Below are 24,490 nucleotides of genomic sequence, written 5' to 3'. Positions count from 1 at the left end.
GCTATTCGCCCGTGCGGCCCGATCCCAATCCGCTGATCACAGCGCCGAGCTGCGAGATGGCCGAACCGACGTCCTTCAGCGAGTCGAGCCGCTTCTGCTCGGTGTCGCGCGCGAGGTCCGCGACCTTCGCGGACAGCGCGGCGAGCTCGTTGGAGAAATCGGCCTGCATTTGCTTGAGGGACGCCTGCATCTCCTCGCGCAGGCCGGCGAGGTTGCTCTCGATCGAGCGCTGCGCGCCGCCGAACAAGAGGTCACGGACCTGATCGATCGTGGCCACGGCATGGGCCGCCGGATCCGCGCCGTTGCCTGTCGCGCTTGCGAGTCCATCCGACCCGTTGGTCTGGCGCTCGATACCGTTCATTGTCGTTCCCTACTCACTCAAAGTGCGCGATCCGGCTCCACGCCGAAAAGCCATTCCAGCGTAAACCTATAGCCAATTTCGATGGCGTGGCCCAGAGCAAGGCGAGCAATGCTGCGGGGATGAAACCGGCAGGCGCGCGAATGCGGGCAATTAATCCTAGTAAGTTATTGCCTTTATTGCGAGTTCTGTGCGGTTCTTGACCTGGCATTTCTCCAGGATGGTACTGACATAGTTCTTCACCGTGCCCTCGGCCAAATGCAGCCGCTCGCCGATCTCGGTGTTGCTCTTGCCTTCGACGATCAGCGTGAGAATTTCATTCTCCCGTGCCGTCAGCCCGTCGCGCACCGGCAGCTTGGCCGAGACGCGCGGGCCGCGCAGCCGCTTGAACTCGTCGAGGATGCGCGCGGCGACGCTGGGCGACAGCCCCGACTGGCCGTTCATCACGGCGCGGATCGTGGTCGCGATCTCCTCGATCCTGGCGTCCTTCAACAGGTACGCCTTGGCGCCCGCGCTCACGGCCTCGAAGATCAGGTCGTTGGTCTCGAACGTCGTCAGCACCACGATGTGGGTCTGCGGCAGCTCGCGCAGGATACGCTGGGTCGCCGCGATGCCGTCGACGCGCGGCATCTGCAGATCCATCAGGATGACGTCGGGCCGGTAGCGGCGCGCGAACTCGATGGCCTGCTCGCCGTCGGCCGCGCCGGGCAGCATCTCGAAATCGTCGTTCTGCTGGGCGAGCAGCGTCGCGATGCCCTCCCGGATCAACGCCTGATCCTCGGCGATCAGCACCCGCACCTTGTCGATCTTGCTCACGGGGTCTTTCGTCATCCTCTTGAAGTCATCGCGACTATCGCAGGCCGCAGCTCAATCCGCCAGCACGCCGCGCGATGCCGCCGGCGGCACCGCAACCGGCAGCGCGATCCGCACCAGAGTGCCGAGCCCCGGCGCGCTCTGCACCGCGCAGGTACCGCCGACGAGTTCAGCAAATTCGGCCATGCCGATCAATCCGAAATGTCCTGGCGTCGGGATCGCCTGATCGAAGCCACGGCCGTCATCGCGGATCTCGACGATCAGCCTGCGGCCGGCAGCCGCCGGCTCCTCGAAGGCGCGAAACGTCACCTGCCGCGCCTCTGCATGGGTCTGAACATTGCGCAGCGCTTCGCTGAGGATCCGCTGCACGGTGAGGCCGCAATCGCGCAATCCGTCACGCGCCCGCTCGTCGATATGGGTCGAGACCGCAACCCCGCTGCGGTCAGCGAAATCGGCGAGCACGCCCTCGACGTCGGGCTCGAGCTTCAGATCATCGGGCATGCGCAGGCGGGCGATCGCCTCGCGGGCACGCGATAGCCCGCTGGCCGCGGCGTCCTCCGCGGTGGCAAGGCCGTCCGCCACCCGCGCCGGATCGGCCGTCAGGAAATGCCTGATCAGCCGGATCTGGGTCAGCAGCGCCACGATCGAATGCACCAGCGTGTCGTGCAGATCGCGCGCCAGCCGCAGCCGCGTCCGCGCCAGCGAGGCGAAGCGCACCTCGGCGCTCGCGGCCTCGAGTTGCTGTTCCATCAGGCGGCGGGCTCGCCGCTCGCTGCCGAGCAGCGTCTCGACCTGGCGCGCGGCGAAGTCGGGCATGGCGATGACGAAATAATGCGACTGCGCGCCGTTCCACAGCACCACGGCGGTCACGGGTTGCGCGATCCCGGGTGACGCGCCGCGCACGCCGGCGAGCGCGATGTTGTCGCGCCGCCCCGCGGCAAGCGCGGCGAATTCGTCTTCCATGCCGACCAGCAGCATGCATTCGCAGCAATCGGCGCCCGTGGCGGGAAGCCATTCGACCAGGCGCCCCATCTTCCGCAGCATCTTGCGGTCGGCGCCGATCACGGCGAGACCGATCACATCGGCTTCTGCGGCCGCAAGCAAGTCCGCGCTCAGGTCGATCATGCGTTGCCCAAATCCAGCTCGGCGAGCCCGCCCACTCTGGCGTAAGCCACCAGCGGCCGCAAACGAATATGACTTTCGTCACAACCGATCCTGACCTTCGTCAGGTGTTACCGCCGCTCGAAATGCGGTTCTGATTCACCATGAGCGAAATCCGCACGCCGCGATGGGCGCACGCCCGCGACACGGCGATGCCGGGTGGGCCGCGCCTCGGGAAGGCTGTGCGGACCGATCGAAGTGTGAGCTGACCTATGACGGCCGCGCCACAAAAACTGTCGCGCACGGAGTTGCGCATGCTGGTCGACGCGGCAAAGCCGGTGCGCCGACGCCGCGTCAGCGCGACGCAGAAGCTGGCGCTGCAGGCCGCATTGGCCGGCCGCCTGCAGCTCTACCCGCGCGGCTACGCCGCGAGCAAAACCGGGCCATTCCATTCACGGCGCGCCATTCTCGGACTGGTGCGCGCCGGCCTGATGAGTCTGAGCGCGACGGCGCGCTACGCGACCGTGACGAAACGCGCGCGGGACATCTATTCGGCCCCGGTTGTCGACGGCAAGGCGTAAAGCGCCGATACGATTTCCGTCTTGTATACCAGCTCGCGTCGGGTCTTTGCGACCAAAGACCGAAAAAACGAGCGAGCGCTCTCTCAGAAAATTTGATGATCCCCCCTTTTCCGATGGCCCGTCGGTAGGCTAGGACTTAGTCAAGTGCGCAAAAGCGCGCACCGGACCTGAAACAAAACGAAATGGTCCGGCAACATAGCCTGGGAGGCAACGTGGGTCTGGCGCGCCAGCGGCCGGGGACGAATGCGTTTGCGATGGACGTGCTTTGCGCACGCATCCTCGAGCGCCATCGCGATTCCATCAAGGTCCAGAAGCCACATCTCGCCGTTCCGAACCTCACGCGCATCATCGGCGCGACGCTGACGCTGTCCAACAAGCACGGCTTCCACGCCACCACGCTGCGCCAGCTCGCGCAAGCCTCCGGGCTCAGCATGGGCGGCCTCTATACGTATTTCGACAGCAAGCCGACCCTGCTGGCGATGATCCTCGGCGAGGTTGCGGAGACGGTGATCGGTGTCCTTGCCGCGCCGCCCGACAAGGTCAAACGAGATCCCCGCAACCACCTGCACTGGATCATCGAAACGCACGTCCGCATGAGCGAGGCGATGCAGCCCTGGTTCGTCTTCTCCTTCATGGAAGCAAAGTCGTTTCCGCCGACGGAGCGCCAGCGCGCCATCGAGATGGAGGTGATGACCGAGAAGATCATCGCCGACGTCCTCAAGCAGGGCGTCGCGAGCGGCGTTTTCGCGATCGACGAGGTCACGCTGACGGCGTCGCTGATCAAGCCGCTGCTGCAGGATTGGTACGTGAAGCGCGCGAAGTATCGCAGGCGCGGCACCTCGATCGAGGCCTACATCAACGTCGTCACGACATTCGTCGACACTGCACTGTCAGGCAAGAGCCGGACCGGCCGCACGGCTAACGTCCGCTCGAAATCCAGGACGACGGCGCACGCATAGTTGCAAGAGGGACGCGGCAATGAAGCGAATTCGGTTCAATCAGCAGGAGATCGTGTTCGCCGTTTTCGCCGTGCTGTTCCTGACATTCTCGATCTTCCTGCGCGGCTTCCTGTCCCCGGAGAACATGCTGACGCTGCTGCAGAACGTGGCGGTGCTCGGCATCCTCGGCCTCGCGATGGCAATCGTCGTGATCGGGCGCGGCATTGATATCTCGCTGATCGCCGCGCTCGCGGTGCCGCCCGGGCTCGTGCTCCAGATGGTGCAGAACGGCCACTCGCTGCCGGCCTCGCTGCTGACGGCCGTGCTGCTGACGATCGCCTTCGGCCTGGTCAATGGCTGGCTGATCGCCTACGCCGAGGTGCCTTCGCTGTTCGCGACGCTGGCGACCGGCCTGCTGCTCGCCGGTCTCGGGCAGGCCGCGCTGTTCCAGCTCGACGTCGTGCAATGGAGCGACGGCATGAAGGGCTTCGAGCGACTCGGACAGGGCACCATCCTCGGCATCCCGACGTCGATCGTGATGTTTGCGATCGCGTGCGCGGTGGTTGCTTTCCTGCTGCGCCGGACGCGCTGGGGCGCCTATATCTACGCGATCGGCGACAATCCCTATGCGGCGCGTGTCACCGGCATCCCCTCGCGCCCGATCATCGTGCTGCAATATGTGGTCGCGGCGCTGATCGGCTGCTTCGCGGGTCTCGTGATGGCGGCCTCCGTCAACTCGATGCCGACCCGCATCTTCAACTCGACGCTGATCTACGACGTCATCCTCGTCGTCGTGCTCGGCGGCATCGGCCTCTCCGGCGGCCGCGGTGGCGTGCTCAACGTCATCATCGGCACGCTGCTGATCGGCACCATGCTGAACGGCATGACCATCATGGACATCTCCTACGCCGGCCAGAACCTCGTCAAAGGCGTCGTCCTGCTGCTCGCCGTCCTCACGGATTCATTCCTGAATCCGCGCAACGAAGAAACGGCCCAGCAGGGCGACATCTGACTCAAGCCACAACAACATCAATCACGACCAAGGAGGAAGCAATGAAGTACGCTGTCAGGACTGCAAAGGTGATCGCCACGGCGCTCGGACTTGCGGCCATCGCCGCGCCGGCTCTGGCCCAGCAGGGGCTGGACGAGCCGTTCCAGAAACCGTTCAAGGAAGCGCTCGCCGGCAAGACGGTGGCCTATGTGCCGGTGGCCATGAACTTCGATCTCACCGAAGGCTGGTATGCCGGCCTGAAGAAGGAGCTCGAGCCCTTCGGCGTGAAGTTCGAGATCCGCGATCCCAACTGGAACACCAATGCCGGCGCGCAGGCGGTGACCTCGCTGATCTCGGAGAAGCCGGCCGTGATGGTGATCCACAATCCGGACGTGCAGACCTATGCGAGGCTGCTGCAGCGCGCCGAGAACGAAGGCATCTACGTGATCCAGATCAACATGGGATCGGCCTATCGCTCTTCGGCCTTCGTCGGCGCCAACTGGATCGAGATCGGCGAGAGGGACACCGAAGCGGTGGTGAAGGCCTGCCAGGGCAAATCGAACAAGATCGCCGTGGTGCAAGGCGCGCTCTCGGCAGCCGCCAGCGCCTACACGCTCAAGGGCGTCGAGAACGTGCTCGCCAAGCATCCGGAGATTAAGGTGGTCTCGAGCCAGGCGGCCGATTGGGACGCCGCGAAGGCCAAGGCGATCACCCAGACGGTGCTGAAGCAGAACCCCGATCTCTGCGGCATCGTCGGCTTCTGGGACGGCATGGACATCGGCACCGCGGCCGCGGTGAAGGAAGCCGGCCTGACCGGCAAGGTGTTCGTCGCGACCTCCGGCGGCGGCGAGCGCAAGGGCGCCTGCGAGCTGGTGAAGTCCGGCGCGTTCGACCTCGACATGAGCTACGACGTGCCGACCCAGGCCGCGCAGATGGCCGGCACGATCAAATGGCTGCTGTCGTCCGGCGCCAAGCCCGGCTCGATCAAGGGGTCGGAATACACGACGCTGATCCCGATCACCAAGGAGAACGCGGACAGCCAGACCGCGTGCTGGAATCTCAGCGACCTGAAGAAATAGCCAGCCCTCCCGCAACGACGTCCCGGGTGCGCCACCCGGGACGTCGATCTCCGAAATCGAACAGCTTGCTGGAATGCCGATGCGCGACACCCTGACGAGCCTGCGTTACCGCTATTGGCCGGATCATCTCCTCGGCGAGATCCTGTCCAAGCGATGGACCGAAACCGCAATCCCGGTGATCCTGCTCCTGATCGTCGGTTTCGCGCTCAGCCGCTCCATCGATCACTTCCTGTCGCCGTCCAGCCTTGCCGACACCGCGCGGCAGGCCGGCGAGATCGGCTTCATCGGGCTCGGCATGGCGCTGGTCGTCATCGTCGGCGGCATCGACCTGTCGGTCGGATCGATCTTCGCGCTGACGGATTTCTGCGCGCTCTATCTGCTTGACGTGCTCGGCTGGCCGGTGCCGGCGGTGGTGGTGGCCACCCTCGTCTGCGGCGCGCTGCTCGGCGCCGTCAACGGCGTCCTGATCGGATATCTGCGGCTGCGCGCCTTCATCACCACCCTGATCACGCTGATCATCTACCGTTCCGCGTTCGATCTCCTGATCCAGCGTCACTCCAATTCGATTGCGGCGGCCTTCCCCGACATCCCGTCGTGGAATTTCATCGGCGGCGGGGACGTGTTCGGCATTCCGAGCGTCGCACTCGTCTACATCGTGATCGCGATCTTCGGCCACGTCTTCATGACGCGGCTGCGCCCGGGCTGGCACATCACCGCGATCGGCGGCTCGCGCCGTTCGGCCTACAATTCCGGCATTCCGGTCCGCCGCACCATCGCGCTCTGCTATGTCGCAAGCGGCGTGCTGACCAGCATCGCCGGGCTGTTCTTCGCGGCAAGGCTCGGCACCGTCGGCGGCGACATCGGCGTCGGCCTCGAGGTGATCGTGCTGACGGCAACCGTGCTCGGCGGCATCACGCTCGGCGGCGGCAAGGGCTCGGTCGCCAAATCGCTGGTCGGCGTGCTGATCGTGCTGCTGATCACCAACGGCCTGACCACGCTGAACGCGCGCGGCGGCATCAACCGCATGGCGCTGGCCGGCATCCTGCTGGTGGCGGCCATGGTCGACATCCGCTGGCAGAAGAACCGCACCCGCATCATCAGCAAGGTCTATGTCGCGCCGACCTATCATGCCTTGCCGCCGCCTCCGCCGACCGAGGTCGGCCAGGGCGGCCCGTTCGAGCAGAACGACAAGCTGCGCGACGTCGAGTTGATCGGCCTCGGCCGCATCGAGGCGCCGGAGGACGTGATCCTCGACCGCAACGACAATCTCTACGCCGGTTCGCGCCACGGCGACATCATCCGCTTCCTCGCCCCCGATTATCAGCGGATGGAGGTATTCGCCCATATCGGCGGCCAGCCGCTCGGCATGGCCTTCGACCGGCAGGACAATCTCTATGTCTGCATCGGCGGCATGGGCCTCTACCGCATCAGGCCTGACGGCATCGTCGAGAAGGCGACCGATGAGACCAACCGCAGCATGCGTTCGGTCAACGACGACAGCCGGCTCAGGCTGGCCGACGACCTCGACATCACCGATGACGGCCTGATCTTCTTCTCGGAGGCGACCGTACGCTACGAGATGGACGAGTGGCCGATCGACGGCCTGGAGGCGCGCGGCAACGGCCGCATCATCTGCTACGACACCAAGACCGGTGCCACGCACACGGCGGTGCGCGGACTCAAATTCCCCAACGGCATCTGCGTCGCCAGCGACGGCCAGTCGATCCTGTTCGCCGAAACCTTCGGCTGCTCGATCAAGCGCTATTGGTTCGCAGGACCGAAGAAGGGTGCGGTCGAGGTGGTGATGGACAATCTGCCGGGCTACCCGGACAACATCAACCTCGCTTCCGACGGCAATTACTGGCTGGCGCTGGTCGGCATGCGCAGCCCCTCGCTCGATCTGGCCTGGAAGATGCCCGGCTTCCGCCGGCGCATGGCCAAGCGCGTCCCGGTCGACGAATGGCTGTTCCCCAACATCAATACGGGCTGCGTCGTCAAGTTCAACGAGCAGGGCAAGATCCTCGAATCGTTCTGGGACCTGCGCGGCGAAAACCATCCGATGATCACCTCGATGCGCGAGCATCGCGGCTATCTCTATCTCGGCGGCATCGCCAACAACCGGATCGGCCGCTACAAGCTCGAGAACGCCGATCCGGCCTTCGTGCAGTATGACAAGCGCTGGGGGAAGCTGTCGTGATCGCGGCCGTCAGGGAATTCGCCAACCGCTTCCTCGGCCGTGGCGAGGCCACCATCACGGTGCCGTCGTTCGACGGCGCGCTCAAGCCGAACCAGGCGCTGGAATCCGCGACCACCGTGCTGGAATGCGAAGCGCCCGAGGACCTCGCAACCGATGGGCGCAGCCTCTACGTCGCAGACGGACCACGCCTGCTACGCCTCGACGGCAGCACGGCGACGGAGATCCGCGCCTTCGACCAACCGATCTCGGCGCTCTGCGTGCTGGCCGACGGAAGCATCGCGGTGGCGCTCGCGGGCCGCGAGGTCCGGCTCTATCCAAATCCCGCTTCAAGTGAACCGAGCGCCACGTTCCATGACGCCGCCTTCAACGCGGTCAATGCGCTCACGCAGGCGCGTGACGGCAGCCTGATCGCGACCGACGGCTCGGCCACCTGCGGTGTCGACGATTGGGCGCGCGACCTGATGCAGCTCAACCGAAGCGGCCGCGTGTTCAGGCTGGATCCGAAGACCCGGTCGGTGAAGTCGCTGGCATCCGGACTCGGCTACGCATTCGGCGCCGGCGCGCACGGCGATGGGCTGCTGGTGAGCGAAAGCTGGCGGCATCGCCTGGTCCTCGTCGCGGAGGGCCGACCGCCGCAGATCGTACTCGGCCACCTGCCCGTCTATCCGTCGCGGCTGTCAAAGGCCGCAAGCGGCGGCTATTGGCTCACGGCGTTCACGGCGCGGACCCAACTCGTCGAGTTCGTCCTGCGCGAGCCGGGCTACCGGCGCAGGATGATGGCCGAGATCGACCCGGCGTACTGGGTCGCACCGCGCCTGCGCTCGGGCCTCTCCTTCAAGGAGCCGATGCAGGGCGCGCACATCAAGACGATGGGCGTCATCAAGCCGTGGGCGCCGCCGCGCTCCTATGGCCTTGTCGTCCGGCTGAGCGAGGACGGCAAGCCGCTGTATTCGCTGCACAGCCGTGTCGACGGCGTCAATCACGGTGTCGTCGCGGCGCTCGAGATCGGAAACGATCTCGTCCTGATCGCCAAGGGACCCGGCCGCGTGCTGAAACTGCCCCTCGCCGGGCTTGCCGAGGAGTTCGGCTCATGAGCGATTCGGTCCTTTCGCTGCGCAAGGCCACCAAGCATTATGGCGGCGTGCCTGCCATTGATGGCGTCGACTTCGATCTCCGCCGCGGCGAGATCCACGCGCTGGTCGGCGAGAATGGTGCCGGTAAATCGACCCTGACCAAGGTGATGGCCGGGGTCGTGACGCTGACCTCGGGCACCATGGCGGTCGACGGCACCGACGTCGCCCCGCGCACGCCGCTCGAGGCGCGCAATCTGGGCATCGCCATGGTGTTCCAGGAGAACAGCCTGGTGCCGACCATGACCGTGGCGCAGAATCTCTTTCTCGGGCAGGAGAAGTTCTACAACCGGCTACGCGGCATCTACATCGCCGCGCAGCAATTCCTGCAATCGCTCAATTTCGACGTGACGCCGACCGCGACCGTCAGCGCGCTCGGCGCGGCCAAGAAGCAGATGGTGGAGATCGCGCGCGCCGTCCTGCACAAGGCCAAGGTGATCATCTTCGACGAGCCGACCGCTTCGCTGACGCCGGAGGAGAAGAAGTACTTCTTCGATCTCGTGCGCGACCTGAAGAAGCGCGGCGTCTCGATCATCTTCATCTCGCACGCGCTCGAGGAGGCGTTGCTGCTCGCCGACCGCATTACCGTGCTGCGCGACGGCAAGCACGTCATTACCGACGATGCGGCGAAATTCGACCGCGCGGCGATCGTGCAGGCGATGGTCGGCCGCGATCTGTCCAACACGCTCTACGGCGCGAGGAAGGCCAGCATCAGGCCTGCCGGCGCGCGCGTTCTCACGGTGCAGAATCTCAAGATGGCGCCGATGGTGAAGAACAATTCGCTGTCGGTGTTTGCCGGGCAGATTACCGGCGTATTCGGCCTGGTCGGCGCCGGCCGCACCGAGACGTTCAAGATCGTGTCGGGCGTCCTGAAGCGCGACTTCTTCCACGGCGGCGAGATCCTGCTGCATGACAAGCCGGTGCGCTATCGGGTTCCGGCGCCGGCGGTCAAGGCCGGCATCGCCTATGTGACCGAAGACCGCAAGGTCGAGGGTTTCTTCGAGACCGCCTCGATCGCGCGCAACATCTATCTCGGTCTGCTCTCCAAGTTTCCGAACGGCCGGATGCTGCTGTCGCGACGCGAGACCAATACGGTCGGCAAGAGCTGGATCCAGCGGCTGAAGGTTCGCGCGATCGGCGACGAGGCCAAGGTCGTCGAGCTTTCGGGCGGCAATCAGCAGAAGGTCGTGATCGCCAAGTCGCTGGTGCAGGAGCCCGAGTTGATCATTTTCGACGAGCCGACGCGCGGCGTCGACGTCGGCGCGATCGTCGAGATTCATGAACTGATCAACCAGCTTGCCGACGAGGGCAAGGCCGTGGTGGTGATCTCGTCCTACCTGCCCGAGATCCTGGCGCTTTCCGACCGCATCCTGGTTTCGCGCCAGGGCAAGGTGGTCGAGGAGTTCTCCGCACTGGAGGCGACGGAGGAAAAGATCATGTACGCGGCGATCCACTAGGGTCCGGCGCGAAACGCCGATGCCGGGCGGCTCCAGGCGCCCGCGTTCGCTCCGCAGGTAAACTGCAAAGATTATCTTTACAGTTTAGCTTCATATCTGCTATCGAGGCCCGATGAACAGCTTAACGGGCCGCCCCGCCTCCGCGCGTGTTTCCGCGCTTGCCGAAGATCTGCGCCTCTTGGTCGGACGAATGAAGCGCCGGCTGCGCGAGCAGGGCGACCACGGCGATTTGACGCCGTCCCAGGTCGCGGTGCTGCTGCGGATCGAGAAGGATGGTCCCGCGACGGTGTCGAGCCTCGCGCGCGCCGAAGGCATGCGTCCGCAGTCGATGAGCTCGGCGATCGCGGCGCTGGAGGCCGCCGGGCATGTCCGCGGCACGCCCGATCCGGACGACGGACGGCAGACCCTGATGTCGCTCACCGACGCCTGCCGCGAGCGGATCCGCGCCGGCCGCGCCGCGCGGCAGGACTGGCTGTCGCGCACCATCACGGCACGGCTGACGCCACGCGAGCAGGATGAACTGGCCGCCGCCGTCGGGCTGCTGAAGCGGCTGATCGACGATTGATGCAAGCATCGGAAGGACGCGCATGATCTGGCTTGACCTCGTCGCCTACTTCTTCGGCGGCGCCTTCCTCACCAACGCCATTCCGCATGTCGTGTCCGGGATGATGGGCGAGCCGTTCCAGACCCCGTTCGCGAAACCGCGCGGCGAAGGCCTCTCCTCGTCGACCGTCAACATCGTGTGGGGCTTCTTCAATCTGCTGGCCGGATATCTCCTGATCTGCCGCGTCGGCGAATTCGGCTTGCGGACGACGAGCCACGTCGCCGCGCTCTTGCTCGGCGGACTGCTGATCGGCCTCTACCTCGCACGGCACTTCGGCCGGTTTCACGGCGGCAACCGGCCCGGGCGACCATGAGACGCGTGTTTCGATCGCTACGGAACTTCAACTACCGGGTCTGGGCCGCCGGCGCGCTGGTGTCCAACATCGGGACCTGGATGCAGCGCGCCGCGCAGGACTGGCTGGTCCTCACCCAGCTCACCAATCACAGCGCATCGGCCGTCGGCATCGTGATGGCGCTGCAGTTCGGGCCGCAGTTGCTCCTGATGCCCTGGACCGGTCTCGCCGCCGACCGCTTCAACCAGCGCCGGCTCTTGATGGTGACGCAGGCGACGATGGGCACGCTGTCGCTGATCCTCGGCATTCTCACGGTCACCGGGCTGGTCGAGCTCTGGCACGTCTATGTGTTCGCCTTCCTGTTCGGCTGCAGCGCGGCGTTCGACGCGCCGGTGCGCCAGACCTTCGTCGCCGAGTTGGTCAGCGATGCCGATCTGTCGAACGCAATCGCGCTCAACTCGACCACGTTCAACGCCGCGCGCATGATCGGCCCCGCGGTCGCCGGCCTCGTCATCGCCTCGGTCGGCACCGGCTGGGCGTTCCTGTGCAACGGCATGTCGTTCATGGCGGTGCTGACCTCGCTGTCGCTGCTGCGGCGCTCCGAGCTGCGGCCCAATCCGCGCGCGCATCGCGCCAAGGGCGGCCTGACGGAAGGGTTTCGCTATGTCTGGTCCCGCTCCGATCTGCGCGTGATGATGATCATGCTGTTCCTGATCGGGACGTTCGGGCTGAACTTTCCGATCTTCATCTCGACCATGGCGGTCGGCGTCTTCCACACCGATGCGCGCGGCTTCGGCCTGCTGTCGTCGATGATGGCGGTCGGCACGATGTCGGGCGCGCTGCTGGCCGCGAGCCGTGAACGGCCGCGCTTCGCCTCGCTGCTGAAGGGCGCCGCGATCTTCGGCCTCGGCTGCACCCTGGCCGCGCTGGCGCCGAACTACTGGTTGTTCGCCGCAGCGCTTGTTGTGATCGGCGTCGCGGCGCTGACCGTCACCAACACCTCGAACGCGCTGATGCAGCTTTCGACCGAACCGGCGATGCGCGGACGCGTGATGGCGCTGCGGCTCGGCGTCGCGCTCGGCGGCACACCGATCGGTGCGCCGATCGTCGGCTGGGTTGCCGATCATCTCGGCCCGCGCTGGGCACTCGGCGTCGGCGCAGCCGCGGGCTTTGCGGCGGCACTCGTTGCGGTCGCCTTGCTGCCGCGCGGCAAGGTCGAGGCCGACAGGCAGTCCGGCGTGCCGCACGCGGCGGAGTGACCGGCCGAACGTTTCATCAAGGCCTAAGCCTCATCAAGGACTAAGTCTCATCAAGGCCTAATAAGCGTAGGAGGTCTTGTTCGGCTGCACGGTCAATCGCAGGGCGATGTCGGTTGAGCCGTCCATCAACTCCAGCAGATAGTCACAAACCAGGCATCGAAACTCACCGGCGACGCCGCCCTTCGACGTCAATTCGATACGGCGATAATCAGCCTGGCATTGGGGACAGGTCACATCCGATGCGCGCATGGGAATCAGCAAGCCGTTGCTTGGCTTATTCTCCCATAAACCCGTCGTCGGAAATGTGACGCGCCACGCCGCGGAGACGATGTCTTCACGAGCCGCCGTCGTTTCATCGATGCCCGACCGGCGAGGTGTAGACCGGCGCCGGCGGACGATAGGGAAAAGCGGAGACGCCGAAGTTGCGGCCATATTGCTGCTGCACCGCCGGGACGTTCACAACGCCGACCTTGAGGTCGTGCGACTTCGCATCGATCGGCGGCGTGTTGGTCACCGGCGGATTGACGCGATCGACCTGACGCCTGAGCCGCTCGTTGATGCAGCCGAGCGATTGGCCGCCCCCCGCGGCATCGCCGCAGCGCTCCTGGCCGGCGCCCCGTCCGGTAACGGTGCGGCCCGCACCGGCGCTGCCATCGCGGTTGAGATCGACCGCGGGTGGTGGCGCACCAACGATGATCCCCGGCAGCGGCGTGCGCTCTTGCGTCTGTTGCTGCGCCTGCACCGGCGCCCCCGCCAGCACGACCATTGCAATCGCCGACATCACTGACTTCATCGGTGCCGCTCCTTGCAGAACCTGATTGTAGAGAACGATAGGAAGCCGAACTACGATATCAATGCGTCGCCGGTTACCGTCCAGCGCGGACCTGCACCACGAGCGCATTCAGCCGCGTGTTGAGCGCGGCGAGATCGACCCGGCCGATCCGCGCGCCGCCGAGGCATTTGCGGCCGCAGCCGCCACCGCCTCCTCCGCCGCCGCGCGCGGGCTCGCCGAAGCTCGCGACCGGGACGGTCCCCGTGACCTGAAAGCCGCGCGCGAACAGCTTGGCGCGCACCGCGACGCAATAATTGACGGACAGATATGAGAAACGGGTTTCGCCGTGGCCGGCGCGATACTTCATCGTCGCGGTGCAGAGGTCACCGCCGGCGAGCCGCCATGCCCGCGCAAGATACATCACGCCGTAATGAATGTTGGCCTCGGGAACGGCGAGCTCGGCGAGCGTGCCGCTGAAGCCGAGCATGCGCGCGGTCGACGGCAGGATCTGCATCAGCCCGATCTCGCCGACGCCGCCGATGACGTCGGGATTGTAGCCGCTCTCGACGCCCATCACGGCTTCCGCGATCTCCGGCGCGAGCCCCGTTCCGGCCGCCTCCTTCTCGATCGCGGCGCGGTAGCGCGACCGCGCATCGGGCCCGGCGATCGGACCATTGGCCTGAGGCCTGACCTGAATTTTGGGCGGCGGCGTATCGGCGGTTTTGCCGGAGCCCTTTGCCGCATCATTGGCCGGTTCGGCCGGCTTCGCAGATTCGGCCGCTGGCGCCGGCGTCGTATCGGCAGCCGGCTCCTCCGCTGCGGCGAATCGCGCGCTGAACGACGACGGCGCCGTTTCTCCCTCCGCCGCAGCCGGCGGCGGCAGGCCGAGCAGCATGACGATGACGCCGGCGACCGCGACAATACGCCTGCCTGCACGACGCGCCGGGCCGGGCGACATCCGCCTCTGCCCGAAACAGCTCTCGCTCATCGTGAAGCCACCGGTCATCGTCGCGGCCTTTCGATCGCCGAATGCCGGCACAACTACTGGATCGTGGCGCCAGATCCCTGCTCGACTGTGCGCTCGAGCGCCGGCTGCGCGCCGGCCGCGGCCGCATTGTTGGTGGCAGCGACCTTCGGCAGTTCCTCGCGCAGATAGCCGATCAGCTCCTGGACCAGACGGTCCCAGATCTCGATCTGCGCGCGCAGATAGTTCGGCGCCACGCCGCCGGCGACGGAGACATCGAGGCAGAACGCCAGGAACGGAGGGCTGAGCTGGAGCCGCCCGAACCGCCGCGTCGCATTCCAGCGATTGACCAGGTCGAGCGGCAGTTCGCCCTGCACCTGAAGCGCGGCGACCAGCATGATATCCAGGAAGCCCTGGTCCTCGCCGGCGAGCTGATTGCCTGGCCGGATCTCGAAGCCGAGCCCCGCCGTCGCCGAACGCAGATAATTCGTGCCGGCGACCGGATCGGTCAGCGTCTCGACGCGATAGCCGACGTTCTGGAAGCTGTCGCGCAATGCCTCGAGGGTAAGGCTGGTGATGGTCTCGGACATCGTGGTCTCCGTGCTATTTCCTGGATCCGTCGAGCAGGCTCGACAGCGCGAGTTCATTGAGGACGGGCGGATGCTGCTTGAGCAGCTCGGCGAGGTAGGCGCGCCGCATGATCGTCGAACGTTCGGCGCGGATCTGCTGCACCAGCTGGTCGCGCACCTCCGGCAAGGTGCGGGTGTAGGACGCCTTGGTGTCGATCAGCTTGATGATGTGCCAGCCGTCGTCGAGCTTGATCGGCTCGGACACGGTGTTCTTGGCCAGCCCCATCACCTGGCTGCGGATCTCCGGACGGATCTGGGTTTCCGCAACCCATCCGAGGTCGCCGGAGTCCTTCGCGCCGTTGTTGTCGCCGCGCGCGATCGCCGAAAAATCCGCTCCCGGCGCCTTCAGCTTGCGCTGCACGTCGTCGAGCTCTTGCCTGGCCTTGTCCTCGGCGGCCTTGTCGCCCTCCTTCGGCGCGGCGATGTAGATCTGCGCCAGCTGGAACTGGCGCGGCATCAGGAAGGCGGCGCGATTGGCCTCATAGACCTTCTGCAGTTCGTCCTCGCTCGGGAAGCCGGCCGGCGGCGTCGACACCGATTGCAGATAGAGCTCGACCAGCGCGCCTTCGCGCATGCGATTGAGCTGCGCGGCGACATTGGGCTGCTGGTCCCACTTCTTGGCCTGCGCCTCCTGGAGCACCAGACGGTTGGCGAGCAGCAGGCGGACGGCCTGGCTGAGCACGGCCGGATCCTTGGCCAGCGCCGCCTGCTCGCGTGGCGCGAGCGCGGCGACGTAGCTGCGGAGATCATCGGCCGAGACGTTGGTATCGCCGACGCGCGCGATGATGTCGTCGGCGGCGACCGTCTTCGCCGCGGCGGCAGCGGGCGCAGCGGCGGTGGGCGCTGGTGTGGCGGCAGCCTGCGCGGCGGCCTGCGGTTGCGGCTTCGGCCTCGCGGGAGCCTGCGCCGCCCGCGGCTGCTGCTGCGGCGTCATCGGCTGGGCCGACACATCGACCGGCGCGGCGAGAACCGTCACCGCGGCGGCGATCCCGATCGAGCGCAGCGACTTCGCGATGTGAGGGGCGCTCATGGGTTCACCTTCTGATCGAGAAACTTGTCCTGGGTTTCCTGCAGCTGGTTCTGGATCTCCACCCGCCGCAGCCCGAGGGCCGGCTCGCGCGCGACGACGATCTCGCCGATAGTCACGTCCCGGTAGCGCTGCACCAAGTCCTTGCCTGCCTTGACCAGCTGGGTGTTCTTGGCGACGCAGCTCTTGGTCGAGGCCTTGTAGGCCGTGGCCTCGCCTTCGAACTTGGCGCGCTCCGCGTCCTTGCTGCGGGCGACGGTGGCGGCCTCCTCATAGGCCGTCTTCCACTTCTCCAGCGTGTCATCGCGCTCGGCGAGCCGCTGGTTGAACTCGTCCACCGCGTCGCGATGTTCCTTCTCGGTCTTCTTCAGCTGCGCCTTGACGTTCTCGACCTCTTTCTTGGCCTCCGCCGTCTTGCGCTCGGCGTCGGCGACCTTGGCCTGCAGCGCGGTGCGCTGGTCTTCCAGCGCGCGGGTCTGCGCCGTCGCGCTGCGCAGGGCGTCGCGCAGCCGGTCGGTTTCGGATTGGGCGGACGCGGTGCCGGAGCTCAATGCTCCGATCACCGCCATCAGGATGAGGAGAGCGATGCGCATGGTCAGAACTTTGCGTTGAGATCGACTTGCAGGACGTCGACGGCGTAGGGATTGCCGGCGATGCTGTTGGCGCTCATCCAGCGCAACGTCGCCCAGACGTTCTCGCCGAGGCCGACATTGCCGCCGAGGAAATAGCCCTTGAGGTTGGTGCCGCCGAGACCGAAATCGGCATCGGCGAAGGCATCGAGGGTCGCGTCCGACTCCAGATATTTGTAGCCGGCGTGGACGTTCCAATCCCAGAGATGCCTGATCTCCTTGTTGCCGACGGTGACGCGGCCGAGCCAGCCCTGGTTGCCGCCGTTGAACGGACCGGGCGTCGTGCCGCCATCCGGGCTCGGACCGCGGTTGTTCATCAGGCTGCCGTAGATGGCCGCCTGGGCATTCATGTAGGAACGGCTGAACGCGGTGTTGTAGACGTATTCGCCGTCGAGCACGATGTGCGCGGGATGGAAGACTCCGATGTCGAGCTGGCCGCTGGCCACCACCGGGCGGTATTGGCTGACAAGGCCGAAATACTGATACAGGCCGACATTGGTGCCGCCGGTATTGTTACCCGTTCCTGGTGGATCGAGCAGGATGTTGCGCAGCGGGAAATAAGTGTTGCCCTTCTGCGCGAAGGACGGCCGGGTCAGGTCGGTATCGCAGACATCGGATGCCGATCGGACCTGGCAAAGGCTCGAGAGCTGCCCCTGGACATTGTCGAAGTCGTAAAAGGCCACGCCGAAGCGGAACGCGTATTCCGGGCTGACGCGCGCGTTGAAGCCGAGCTGGCCGCCGAACATCCACTTGTCGTGGCTCGGGAACTTGCTCGGCGGCGATCCATCGGGATTGGTCGGGTCGGACGGCAGATTGTTGCCGGCGTTGAAATCGGTGTTGTAGATCGGGAAAGCGCCGGCGACCGCGAACGGCGTGAAGCCTTCGAAGACCTCATGCCTGGCCTGAACGGCGAAGCCGTCGAAGCCGAGCTCACGGTACCAGACGAGATCGGTCGGCGACCAGAACGGATTGTCGAAGCGGCCCGCGGAAACGCTGAGATCGCCGCCCCAGGTCTGCCAGTTGATGTAGCCGCGATCGAGCCACACGCCGTATTTCGAGAAATTGCCACCACCGCCGCCGAGCGTCTGGTTGGTCGAAACCGGCGAGCTGTTCTCGCCGGTCGCAATACGCAAGCCCGCCGTGAACCCGTAGAGCAAATCCGCTTCCATGCCGAGCCGGCCGCGGAAACGGAACTGGTTGCGGTCCTGCGTCGCGTCATAGGTCGGCCCGAAGCTCGTGCTCGACACGTCGTACGGCGGGCCGGTGTTGATCGCGTTGTAATTGGCCGCACCGGCCTGGTCGTTGCCGGTCGGGAAATAGTTGCCCTGATAGCGCACGCGCGCGTCGCCGTAGAAGCGGATGCGCTGCGCCCATTCGGGATAGGTGCCGGGTGACGCCCAGTTCTCCTGCTGTGCCTTGGCCATCACCTCTTTCTTGATGTCCTCACGCAACTGCCGTTTGACGATTTCGGGGACATAGGTGACGTGCTTGGTTCCAGCCGGCTGCGCCGCCGCGGCGGCCGCGGTGGCGGTTTTGGCCGCTTCGTCAGCCTTGCTCGATGCGTCCTTTGCCGCCTGGCGCGACACATAGGCCTCGTCTTCGGCCTGCTTGATCAGCGCCTGCGCCTGCTCTTCCTTGAGCACGCCCTGCTTCACCAGCAGATTGACGAGATTGATGGTGGCGTTCGGCGATGTCGGCTTCGTGCTCGACACCGCCGGCCGCTTGGTATCGGTGCGCTTGGCCGGGGTCGCGGGAGCTTCGTCCGCGGTTTGACCCAGGGCGGGAGTTACCAAGGCGGGCGTTGCGCAGATCAGCGCGCTCAACGACACCGCAAGCGGCAACGCGCGCCATTCCGCGTCAGCTCTGTTCTTAAACATCAGTCCCCCAGTTCTCACTCGCACATCAAGTTAGAAAATTGCGTTGGTCAGGTCGGCCGCCGCGCAGTGACGCGCGTGACCACCGGCATCGGCATGTCCTTCGGCGGCGGCTCGCGCAGCGTCAGGCTGCCGATCACCTCGTTGCGGAGCGCCGCATCGATCTCGGCGCTGCCGGTCGACGGCGTCAGCACGACCCGGTTGATACGGCCGGAGCTGTCGGCCCATAACCGCACCTGGATCTGCGTCGTCATGTTCCGCGTCTTCGGATTGGCGCGGATCGCCGCCTCGATCTGCGAGGTCACGATGGTGGCGTACCAGCCCCAGCGGCTGCCGCCGCCGCCACCGCCGCCATACGGATTGCCGCCCGGCTTGCCGCCGAGATTGAACAGATCGCCGGGTCCGGTCGGCTTGGCATCGAGCGACAGCGGGCCGGGCGGCTCATCGTTCTTGGCGTCCTTGACCGGCTCGTCCTTCGGCTTGTCGACCGGCTTCTCTTCCTTGAACTCGGGGTCCGCCATCTTGGGCTGCTCGACCATCTTCTGCTCGGGCGGCGGCTGCTGCGGGGGCGGCGGAGGTGGCGGCGGCAGCGTCACGTTGACGATGGTGAGATCGCGGACCTGACGCGGCGGCGGCATCTCGTCCGGCCGGGCGAAGTAATAGATCAGGCCCGAGATGAAGAGTGCGGCCGGCACCACCACGGCGACGTAGCGCAGCAGCGAACGACGGTCCCTGCTGTCGGCAACGGTCTTGCCGGCCCGGGGCCGCGGCGGCGGTGCGGCGGCCGCAGCCCCGGGCGCTGCGGCAACGTCGCGATCGTCGCCGGATCGGGTGGCGTCCTCAGCCTGCCTGTTCGGATTGCGGACCGGCACGTTCATCGCGAGGCCTCCGCGGACGCGCCGTCGAGCAGCCGGTCATCGATGTACTGCATGATGAAGCTGACGAGCGTGTCGAAATTGGTGGTCTTCAGGATCACCTTGGTGTCGGGCGCGGCTTCGATCGCGGCGCGATAGACCGCGGCCTCGCTGACATAGTCCACATAGGCCGAGCGATCGATCGACAGCCGGGTCCACGGACCGCGCGAGATCGTCAGCCACAGCGGATCGTGGGCGGGCTGCCGGTCCGCGACGCGCTGGCGCAGCACGTCCGCCAGCCTGACCAGCACGGCCTCGCCATGCAGCGGAAACGCCACCACCTCGCCGCGCGGCGTCTCGCTGCCGTCCGTACGAGGCGGGAGCGCGCCGAACTCCGGAGCCGTGGCCGGCGGGAGCAGCGCCGGCGACAGCGGCGGCGCTTCGGCTGCGCCGCCCGCGTTATCGCTGCCATGATCAAGCGACCGCAGCACACTGCTCAGCCAGGACCGCAGCGTCCTGTGCTGTCGAAGTACGAATGGCGGTGTCAGCGTGATCATGGCAGCACTTCCCTGGCCCCCGCTCACTTCACCAGCGGCTTGGTCGCAAGCCCGACCTGGGTCAGGCCGATGCGACTGAGCAGATCGAACACATCCATCACGCTCTGGTACTGCGCCTGCGCATCGCCGCGCAGCACCACCGGAAATTCCGGCGTCAGTGCCTTCTGCTGGATCAGGCGCTGCTCGAGCTCGGCCAGGGTGACCGGAACGGTGTCGAGAAAGATCTTGCCGTCATTCGCCACCGTGATCGCCTTGGTGGTCTGGGTCGCAAGGCTCGGCGCCGCCGAGGCCTTGGGCAGGTTGACCTTCTGCCCCTGCACCGTCGCCGTGGTCATGATGATGAAGATCACCAGCAGCACATAGGCGAGGTCCAACATCGGGGTGATGTTGATGTCGTCATACGGCTTGGCGTCGCTCTGGACCTGCATCGCCGTTACTCCGCGGCGATGCGGTGTTCGACCGGGTCCGGCCGGTCGGCGGAATAGAACTCCGCCATCTTGGTCACGAACTCGTCGACGAACACCTGGATGTCGCTGGTCAGGTCCTTGATGCGCGATATCAGATAGTTGTAGCCGAACAGCGCCGGGATCGCGACGCCGAGGCCTGCGACGGTCGCCACCAGCGCCGCGGCGATGCCGGGCGCGATCGCATTGACGTTGACGTCGCCGCTCGCGGCGATCGCCGCGAAGGTGATCATGACGCCGACCACGGTGCCGAGCAGGCCGAGGAACGGTCCGCCGGAGATCGCAATCGTCAGCACCACCATCATGCGGTTGAGGCGCTGCATCTCCTTGACGACGCCGCTATCGAGCGAGGCGCGGATCGCCGCGATCGACGCCGCCGACAGCACCGGCGCACGCTGCTGCCCGTTGTTGTTCACGAAGCGATGGCGGATTTCGGCGGCGCCGATGTGATAGATGCGATACAGCGAGGACGCGCGCATCATCTTGGCGTCGGCCTCGGTGAGGCGGCCGCCCAAGGTCGAGACTTCGTCGGCATCGCCGCGATCGAGCATGGTCAGATCGGCGGCGATCTCGCGAAAGCCCTTCATGAACTGGGTGTTCGCCCTCGACTGCCTGTTGAGATACGCCGCCTTGTCGATCATCACGACCCAGCTGATCGCCGCCATGATCAGGAGGATGCCGATCACGACCCAGCCGTCGAGCGTCACCGATTTGAGGATCACCGCGAAGTAGCCGGACAGCCAGCTCGCGGTTTCCTCGTCGACGCTGAACGCCATCAGCTTGGCCTGGTCGGGGCCCTGCCCGATCGCCATCACCTTGATGAAACCGGCGGGGCGCGCGATCTTGCTGATCTGCAATTCGTCGATGTCGCCAGCGAAGCCCGCCATCGCGGCGGCAGGCGCCGGTGCGGGTGTCGCAGCCGCATCCGGCGTGGCGGCGGGCGCGGCGCCACCGTCCGCAGTCGATGCATCAGGGGGCGCTGATGATGTCGCTGCGGACGGGGCCGGCGCAGGCGCGATCGGAGCAGCGCTGGAGGTCGACGTGTCTCCTCCGATCAGGCCAACGGAGTTGAGTGCCGGCACGGTCGCGCCGAGCGAGGCGTAGGACGCGCCGTCGAGATAGAGCGTGAGCTGGCCGTTCGCGGCGATGACGGCGACGTGGTGCCAGGTGCCGGCCGCGATCGGTGCGCCAGCGCCGCTGCGCTGCGTGGTGCCGGCATTGGTGACCTCGACGAACGGAATGCCGTTGTCGAGACCGATCACGAGTGCGCCTGCGCCATCACGCCGGCTGAACAGCGCGGCGTTCGGCTGCAGCGCCGCCGGCTTGATCCAGGCCGACCAGGTCAGCGCCGATCCCTCGGCCCAGGCCAGCGACGACGAGGCGGGCAGTGTCAGGGGCGTGCGGCCATCCAGCCGCAGGCCAGTGCCGATCAGCGCGCCGTCGGCGGGCTGGCCGACGCTTTGGGCATTGTTGGCCCAGACCGAGGAATCGAGTGCCGGCGTGCCGCGCTCGTTGAAATGATAGACGAGCTGGGTTTCCGGCTCGTAGGTGCCTTTGGGATCGCTGGTCGCGATCGCTTTCTTGTTGCCGTAATAGAGCCAGATGTCGTTCTTGGTGCCCGGCGCGATGTTCGGCACGGCGACCCAGACCAGCGCCTCGCCCAGCAGCGAATCGAATTTCTCGATGTGATGCTTCAGCGGCGTCTTGTCGTCGCCGGCCACGAAGCGCAGGTCGCCGCCGTCGTCCTTGGCCGAGTTGAAGCGGAAATTGCCGACATGCAGCCGCACCAGCACCGGCGTGGCGCCGATCGGATCGGTGACGTTGGCGCCGGATGCGCTGACATCGATCGTGATCTTCTTGCGCAGCTGCCATTCATCGTTCCACCAGGCCTTGGCCGGCGAAATCGACGTCAGCAGCACGCCGAGCGCGATCAGCAGCCCGGTCGCGACGTTCGCGATGTCCCGCCGCAGCGCCATCCGGCGCATGCGCCGCGTGAAATCAAGACTCGTCCCCATCAGAATTCACCCCAGATCCGGAAATTCACGCGCGGATTGCGTGCCTGCGTGTAGGCTTGACTGATCATCGGCACCGAGAGCGCGACCATGCCGTTGAGATATTCGAGGGTCTTGAAGCGTGTGCCGAGGCCGTAGCTCCATTCCCGGAACGTCGACTGCTGATCGATCAGCGGGTCTTGGATCGCCGCGTAACCGCCGTCGACGAAGGTGAAGAAGCGCCAGTCGTTGAAGGTGATGAAGCGCGGCTTGCCCTGGCCGGTTTCGTCCTTGAGTTCGGCCTGCAGCAAATTGCCAACATTGGGCGTGCGGAACTCGAAATTGGCGGCCACGCCGTTGTCGCCGAGCACTTCGGATTCGAGATAGCCGCGCACGGTATCGAGACCGCCGAGGCTGAACTGCTCGCTCGACACCAGCGGCCCGTCGGCCAGCTGCGTCTGGACTTTGCCGTAGACCTGGAAGCCTTCCGGCAATTCCTGGGTATGCGAGACGTCGAGATTGAAATGGGTGAAGCTCGGCGATGCCTTGTAGCGCTTGGCGTCGAACTCGTCGGTCGGGCTGCTCAGGGTGCGGATATTGTAGGTGATGCCGGCATTGAGCTGGGTGGTGAACTTCTCGCCCTGGAACGAAGCCCCGTAGGTCGCGACGACGGGATAATAAGTCACCGGCGACGAGAAGCCGTCGGTTCCGAGCTTCACCGTCTGGTCGAAATGCTTGTAGTCGATGCCGAACGACAGCGTGTGGAACAGGCCTTCGCGGGTCGGCAGCGTGATCACGGCGCGCTCGCCGATGATCTCGCCGGGGCCGATCACGTTGGTGCCGCCGACGGTCGCGACATTGCTGTTCGACTTGACGCCGTAGAACAGCATGTTGAGCCAGTCGAGGTTGGTCCGCGCCAAATACGAGCCGGAGAACACTTCGGCATCGCTCGGACGCTCCGGCGCGACCTGATAGGTGAAACTGAGCGAATGGCCGAGCTGCCACAGATTGTCGTAGTGCACCGTGGCGGCGATGCGGCTCGCCGTGGTGGACGGCGATTGCCGGTTGTTGACCTCGAGGCTGGCGTGCAGCGGCGCCTTGTCCTCGACGGTGAGATCGACGTCGACGGTGCCGGGCGTCACGCCGGCGCGCAACGCCGGGGTGACGCGGCGATCCGGCCATTGATTGAGCGACACGATGTCCTTGGTGACGTCGCCGAAATTGGGAACGCTCCCCTCCTTCAGCGAGGGCGCGCCGTTCTTGACCTTGTCGAGATCGAAATAGCGCGAGTTCTTGACCCGCAGCCGCCCGACCTTCAGCTCCGTCACCTTCAGCGAGACCACGCCGCCCTGCACGTTCTGCTGCGGGATGGCGACGCTGACGGTCTGAAAGCCCTTGTCGTGGTACGCCTTCTCGAGCGCAGCCCGCGCCTTCTCGACGTCCTCGGCGGTCTTGTTCGGCCCGAGGAACGGATAGATCGCTTCCTCGATCTCGATCTGCGGCAGCGTGTCGGCGCCCTGCACCGCGAAGTCGTCGATATCGAAATGCTGCAGCGGTGCGGCGGGCTTTTGCGCCGGTGCATTGGCCTGGGCCGGTGCATTGGCGGTTGCCGGTGGCTTACCCTGAGTGGGCTTGGCGGCCGCGGCCGGCGCGGCATCTGCCGAATCCTTCGCCGCATATGCCGGAACGATCGCGGCCATGGTTCCAGCCACGGTGATCGCCGCGGCCGAGGCACGCAATCCAACCCGGCACCGCCTGCGATGCCCAACGCTCCGATGATCTGTTCGACTACGCACCAACTTCGCTCGCCTCAAGCAGGCGCGCGCCATCGCGGCAGAATAGCCGGGATGACGACGCCTTACTCAGAAGACGGCTGGGCGCGCGCTAACCTGCAAAAGATTTTGCCGCTTAGCGAAAGAAATTTTCGTT

General features: G+C 65.9%; 25 protein-coding genes. 10 read left to right on the top strand and 15 right to left on the bottom strand.

Features of this window, described 5'->3' with window-relative positions:
• Position 1 precedes the first annotated feature (1 nt).
• The 3 genes from JQ633_RS05615 to JQ633_RS05605 all read right to left on the bottom strand — a co-directional run bounded on the left by JQ633_RS05615 (position 2) and on the right by JQ633_RS05605 (position 2,296).
• On the bottom strand, positions 2–361 hold the full coding sequence (locus JQ633_RS05615; protein WP_211983279.1) for a hypothetical protein: 360 nt from the start codon (positions 359–361) through the stop codon (positions 2–4).
• Between the two features lie 156 nt (positions 362–517).
• Positions 518–1,174 carry a response regulator transcription factor gene (locus JQ633_RS05610; RefSeq protein WP_211983277.1) on the bottom strand — a complete coding sequence of 219 codons (657 nt, stop codon included), beginning with the start codon at positions 1,172–1,174 and terminating at the stop codon, positions 518–520.
• A 51-nt stretch (positions 1,175–1,225) separates the two neighbouring features.
• Positions 1,226–2,296, bottom strand: a complete 1,071-nt coding sequence (locus JQ633_RS05605; protein ID WP_211983276.1) for a sensor histidine kinase — start codon at positions 2,294–2,296, stop codon at positions 1,226–1,228.
• 290 nt (positions 2,297–2,586) lie between these two features.
• Here JQ633_RS05605 and JQ633_RS05600 point away from each other — a divergent pair, with 290 nt between their 5' ends.
• From JQ633_RS05600 to JQ633_RS05555, 10 genes are all read left to right on the top strand, one after another.
• Positions 2,587–2,853, top strand: coding sequence for a hypothetical protein (locus tag JQ633_RS05600; protein WP_249158857.1), 267 nt, complete (start codon positions 2,587–2,589; stop codon positions 2,851–2,853).
• 254 nt (positions 2,854–3,107) lie between these two features.
• Complete coding sequence (locus JQ633_RS05595) at positions 3,108–3,812, top strand: TetR/AcrR family transcriptional regulator (protein ID WP_211984133.1); 705 nt, start codon at positions 3,108–3,110, stop codon at positions 3,810–3,812.
• A gap of 19 nt (positions 3,813–3,831) precedes the next feature.
• Entirely contained in the window at positions 3,832–4,803 is a 972-nt protein-coding gene (locus JQ633_RS05590; RefSeq protein ID WP_211983274.1) for an ABC transporter permease, read from the top strand.
• 41 nt (positions 4,804–4,844) lie between these two features.
• A complete protein-coding gene (locus JQ633_RS05585; protein ID WP_211983272.1) occupies positions 4,845–5,861 on the top strand; it encodes a sugar ABC transporter substrate-binding protein in 1,017 nt (338 codons plus the stop codon).
• A 73-nt stretch (positions 5,862–5,934) separates the two neighbouring features.
• Complete coding sequence (locus JQ633_RS05580) at positions 5,935–8,058, top strand: ABC transporter permease (RefSeq protein WP_211983270.1); 2,124 nt, start codon at positions 5,935–5,937, stop codon at positions 8,056–8,058.
• Entirely contained in the window at positions 8,055–9,152 is a 1,098-nt protein-coding gene (locus tag JQ633_RS05575; RefSeq protein ID WP_211983268.1) for an SMP-30/gluconolactonase/LRE family protein, read from the top strand. The genes JQ633_RS05580 and JQ633_RS05575 overlap by 4 nt, the downstream gene beginning before the upstream one ends.
• Entirely contained in the window at positions 9,149–10,645 is a 1,497-nt protein-coding gene (locus JQ633_RS05570) for a sugar ABC transporter ATP-binding protein (RefSeq protein ID WP_211983266.1), read from the top strand. Before JQ633_RS05575 ends, JQ633_RS05570 begins: the two co-directional genes overlap by 4 nt.
• A gap of 112 nt (positions 10,646–10,757) precedes the next feature.
• The gene (locus tag JQ633_RS05565; RefSeq protein WP_211983264.1) at positions 10,758–11,210 is read left to right on the top strand and encodes a MarR family winged helix-turn-helix transcriptional regulator; all 453 of its coding nucleotides are present in this window, start codon (positions 10,758–10,760) and stop codon (positions 11,208–11,210) included.
• 22 nt (positions 11,211–11,232) lie between these two features.
• A complete protein-coding gene (locus JQ633_RS05560) occupies positions 11,233–11,562 on the top strand; it encodes a hypothetical protein (protein WP_211983262.1) in 330 nt (109 codons plus the stop codon).
• Positions 11,559–12,800, top strand: a complete 1,242-nt coding sequence (locus JQ633_RS05555; RefSeq protein WP_211983260.1) for an MFS transporter — start codon at positions 11,559–11,561, stop codon at positions 12,798–12,800. The genes JQ633_RS05560 and JQ633_RS05555 overlap by 4 nt, the downstream gene beginning before the upstream one ends.
• A 57-nt stretch (positions 12,801–12,857) precedes the next feature.
• Here the strand turns inward: JQ633_RS05555 and JQ633_RS05550 are convergent, their stop codons facing one another.
• The 12 genes from JQ633_RS05550 to JQ633_RS05495 all read right to left on the bottom strand — a co-directional run bounded on the left by JQ633_RS05550 (position 12,858) and on the right by JQ633_RS05495 (position 24,261).
• Positions 12,858–13,049, bottom strand: coding sequence for a hypothetical protein (locus tag JQ633_RS05550; protein WP_211983258.1), 192 nt, complete (start codon positions 13,047–13,049; stop codon positions 12,858–12,860).
• 103 nt (positions 13,050–13,152) lie between these two features.
• The gene (locus JQ633_RS35155) at positions 13,153–13,593 is read right to left on the bottom strand and encodes a hypothetical protein (protein ID WP_249158855.1); all 441 of its coding nucleotides are present in this window, start codon (positions 13,591–13,593) and stop codon (positions 13,153–13,155) included.
• A 73-nt stretch (positions 13,594–13,666) separates the two neighbouring features.
• Positions 13,667–14,560 carry a lytic transglycosylase domain-containing protein gene (locus JQ633_RS05540; protein ID WP_249158853.1) on the bottom strand — a complete coding sequence of 298 codons (894 nt, stop codon included), beginning with the start codon at positions 14,558–14,560 and terminating at the stop codon, positions 13,667–13,669.
• A 53-nt stretch (positions 14,561–14,613) separates the two neighbouring features.
• Positions 14,614–15,126 carry a YbjN domain-containing protein gene (locus JQ633_RS05535; RefSeq protein WP_211983256.1) on the bottom strand — a complete coding sequence of 171 codons (513 nt, stop codon included), beginning with the start codon at positions 15,124–15,126 and terminating at the stop codon, positions 14,614–14,616.
• A gap of 13 nt (positions 15,127–15,139) precedes the next feature.
• Positions 15,140–16,195, bottom strand: a complete 1,056-nt coding sequence (locus tag JQ633_RS05530) for a peptidylprolyl isomerase (protein ID WP_249158851.1) — start codon at positions 16,193–16,195, stop codon at positions 15,140–15,142.
• Positions 16,192–16,785 carry a hypothetical protein gene (locus JQ633_RS05525; protein ID WP_211983254.1) on the bottom strand — a complete coding sequence of 198 codons (594 nt, stop codon included), beginning with the start codon at positions 16,783–16,785 and terminating at the stop codon, positions 16,192–16,194. Before JQ633_RS05525 ends, JQ633_RS05530 begins: the two co-directional genes overlap by 4 nt.
• Positions 16,786–16,787: 2 nt before the next feature.
• Positions 16,788–18,698 (bottom strand): putative porin, encoded by a 1,911-nt coding sequence (locus tag JQ633_RS05520; RefSeq protein WP_211983247.1) that lies wholly within the window; start codon positions 18,696–18,698, stop codon positions 16,788–16,790.
• Positions 18,699–18,745: 47 nt separating this feature from the next.
• On the bottom strand, positions 18,746–19,573 hold the full coding sequence (locus JQ633_RS05515) for an energy transducer TonB (RefSeq protein ID WP_249158849.1): 828 nt from the start codon (positions 19,571–19,573) through the stop codon (positions 18,746–18,748).
• Positions 19,570–20,106, bottom strand: coding sequence for a hypothetical protein (locus JQ633_RS35150; RefSeq protein ID WP_249158847.1), 537 nt, complete (start codon positions 20,104–20,106; stop codon positions 19,570–19,572). The genes JQ633_RS05515 and JQ633_RS35150 overlap by 4 nt, the downstream gene beginning before the upstream one ends.
• A 23-nt stretch (positions 20,107–20,129) precedes the next feature.
• On the bottom strand, positions 20,130–20,534 hold the full coding sequence (locus JQ633_RS05505; protein WP_211983246.1) for an ExbD/TolR family protein: 405 nt from the start codon (positions 20,532–20,534) through the stop codon (positions 20,130–20,132).
• Positions 20,535–20,539: 5 nt separating this feature from the next.
• Positions 20,540–22,585: a DUF2341 domain-containing protein gene (locus tag JQ633_RS05500; RefSeq protein WP_211983244.1), complete on the bottom strand. Its 2,046-nt coding sequence runs from the start codon at positions 22,583–22,585 to the stop codon at positions 20,540–20,542.
• Complete coding sequence (locus JQ633_RS05495) at positions 22,585–24,261, bottom strand: ShlB/FhaC/HecB family hemolysin secretion/activation protein (RefSeq protein ID WP_211983242.1); 1,677 nt, start codon at positions 24,259–24,261, stop codon at positions 22,585–22,587. Before JQ633_RS05495 ends, JQ633_RS05500 begins: the two co-directional genes overlap by 1 nt.
• Positions 24,262–24,490 lie beyond the last annotated feature (229 nt).

The sequence above is a fragment of the Bradyrhizobium tropiciagri genome (assembly GCF_018130505.1).
Classification (GTDB): domain Bacteria; phylum Pseudomonadota; class Alphaproteobacteria; order Rhizobiales; family Xanthobacteraceae; genus Bradyrhizobium; species Bradyrhizobium tropiciagri_B.
The sequence above is the reverse complement of the archived record's forward strand: the minus strand, read 5'-3'. Positions and strand labels throughout refer to the sequence as shown.

What these genes read in the sequence shown, in the direction of transcription:
- JQ633_RS05615 (WP_211983279.1), bottom strand. Translation starts at nt 361, where the DNA reads ATGAACGGTATCGAGCGCCAGACCAACGGGTCGGATGGACTCGCAAGC.
- JQ633_RS05605 (WP_211983276.1), bottom strand. Translation starts at nt 2,296, where the DNA reads ATGATCGACCTGAGCGCGGACTTGCTTGCGGCCGCAGAAGCCGATGTG.
- JQ633_RS05600 (WP_249158857.1), top strand. Translation starts at nt 2,587, where the DNA reads ATGCTGGTCGACGCGGCAAAGCCGGTGCGCCGACGCCGCGTCAGCGCG.
- JQ633_RS05595 (WP_211984133.1), top strand. Translation starts at nt 3,108, where the DNA reads ATGGACGTGCTTTGCGCACGCATCCTCGAGCGCCATCGCGATTCCATC.
- JQ633_RS05590 (WP_211983274.1), top strand. Translation starts at nt 3,832, where the DNA reads ATGAAGCGAATTCGGTTCAATCAGCAGGAGATCGTGTTCGCCGTTTTC.
- JQ633_RS05585 (WP_211983272.1), top strand. Translation starts at nt 4,845, where the DNA reads ATGAAGTACGCTGTCAGGACTGCAAAGGTGATCGCCACGGCGCTCGGA.
- JQ633_RS05580 (WP_211983270.1), top strand. Translation starts at nt 5,935, where the DNA reads ATGCCGATGCGCGACACCCTGACGAGCCTGCGTTACCGCTATTGGCCG.
- JQ633_RS05570 (WP_211983266.1), top strand. Translation starts at nt 9,149, where the DNA reads ATGAGCGATTCGGTCCTTTCGCTGCGCAAGGCCACCAAGCATTATGGC.
- JQ633_RS05565 (WP_211983264.1), top strand. Translation starts at nt 10,758, where the DNA reads ATGAACAGCTTAACGGGCCGCCCCGCCTCCGCGCGTGTTTCCGCGCTT.
- JQ633_RS05560 (WP_211983262.1), top strand. Translation starts at nt 11,233, where the DNA reads ATGATCTGGCTTGACCTCGTCGCCTACTTCTTCGGCGGCGCCTTCCTC.
- JQ633_RS05555 (WP_211983260.1), top strand. Translation starts at nt 11,559, where the DNA reads ATGAGACGCGTGTTTCGATCGCTACGGAACTTCAACTACCGGGTCTGG.
- JQ633_RS05550 (WP_211983258.1), bottom strand. Translation starts at nt 13,049, where the DNA reads ATGCGCGCATCGGATGTGACCTGTCCCCAATGCCAGGCTGATTATCGC.
- JQ633_RS35155 (WP_249158855.1), bottom strand. Translation starts at nt 13,593, where the DNA reads ATGAAGTCAGTGATGTCGGCGATTGCAATGGTCGTGCTGGCGGGGGCG.
- JQ633_RS05540 (WP_249158853.1), bottom strand. Translation starts at nt 14,560, where the DNA reads ATGAGCGAGAGCTGTTTCGGGCAGAGGCGGATGTCGCCCGGCCCGGCG.
- JQ633_RS05535 (WP_211983256.1), bottom strand. Translation starts at nt 15,126, where the DNA reads ATGTCCGAGACCATCACCAGCCTTACCCTCGAGGCATTGCGCGACAGC.
- JQ633_RS05530 (WP_249158851.1), bottom strand. Translation starts at nt 16,195, where the DNA reads ATGAGCGCCCCTCACATCGCGAAGTCGCTGCGCTCGATCGGGATCGCC.
- JQ633_RS05525 (WP_211983254.1), bottom strand. Translation starts at nt 16,785, where the DNA reads ATGCGCATCGCTCTCCTCATCCTGATGGCGGTGATCGGAGCATTGAGC.
- JQ633_RS05520 (WP_211983247.1), bottom strand. Translation starts at nt 18,698, where the DNA reads ATGTTTAAGAACAGAGCTGACGCGGAATGGCGCGCGTTGCCGCTTGCG.
- JQ633_RS05515 (WP_249158849.1), bottom strand. Translation starts at nt 19,573, where the DNA reads ATGAACGTGCCGGTCCGCAATCCGAACAGGCAGGCTGAGGACGCCACC.
- JQ633_RS35150 (WP_249158847.1), bottom strand. Translation starts at nt 20,106, where the DNA reads ATGATCACGCTGACACCGCCATTCGTACTTCGACAGCACAGGACGCTG.
- JQ633_RS05505 (WP_211983246.1), bottom strand. Translation starts at nt 20,534, where the DNA reads ATGCAGGTCCAGAGCGACGCCAAGCCGTATGACGACATCAACATCACC.
- JQ633_RS05500 (WP_211983244.1), bottom strand. Translation starts at nt 22,585, where the DNA reads ATGGGGACGAGTCTTGATTTCACGCGGCGCATGCGCCGGATGGCGCTG.
- JQ633_RS05495 (WP_211983242.1), bottom strand. Translation starts at nt 24,261, where the DNA reads ATGGCCGCGATCGTTCCGGCATATGCGGCGAAGGATTCGGCAGATGCC.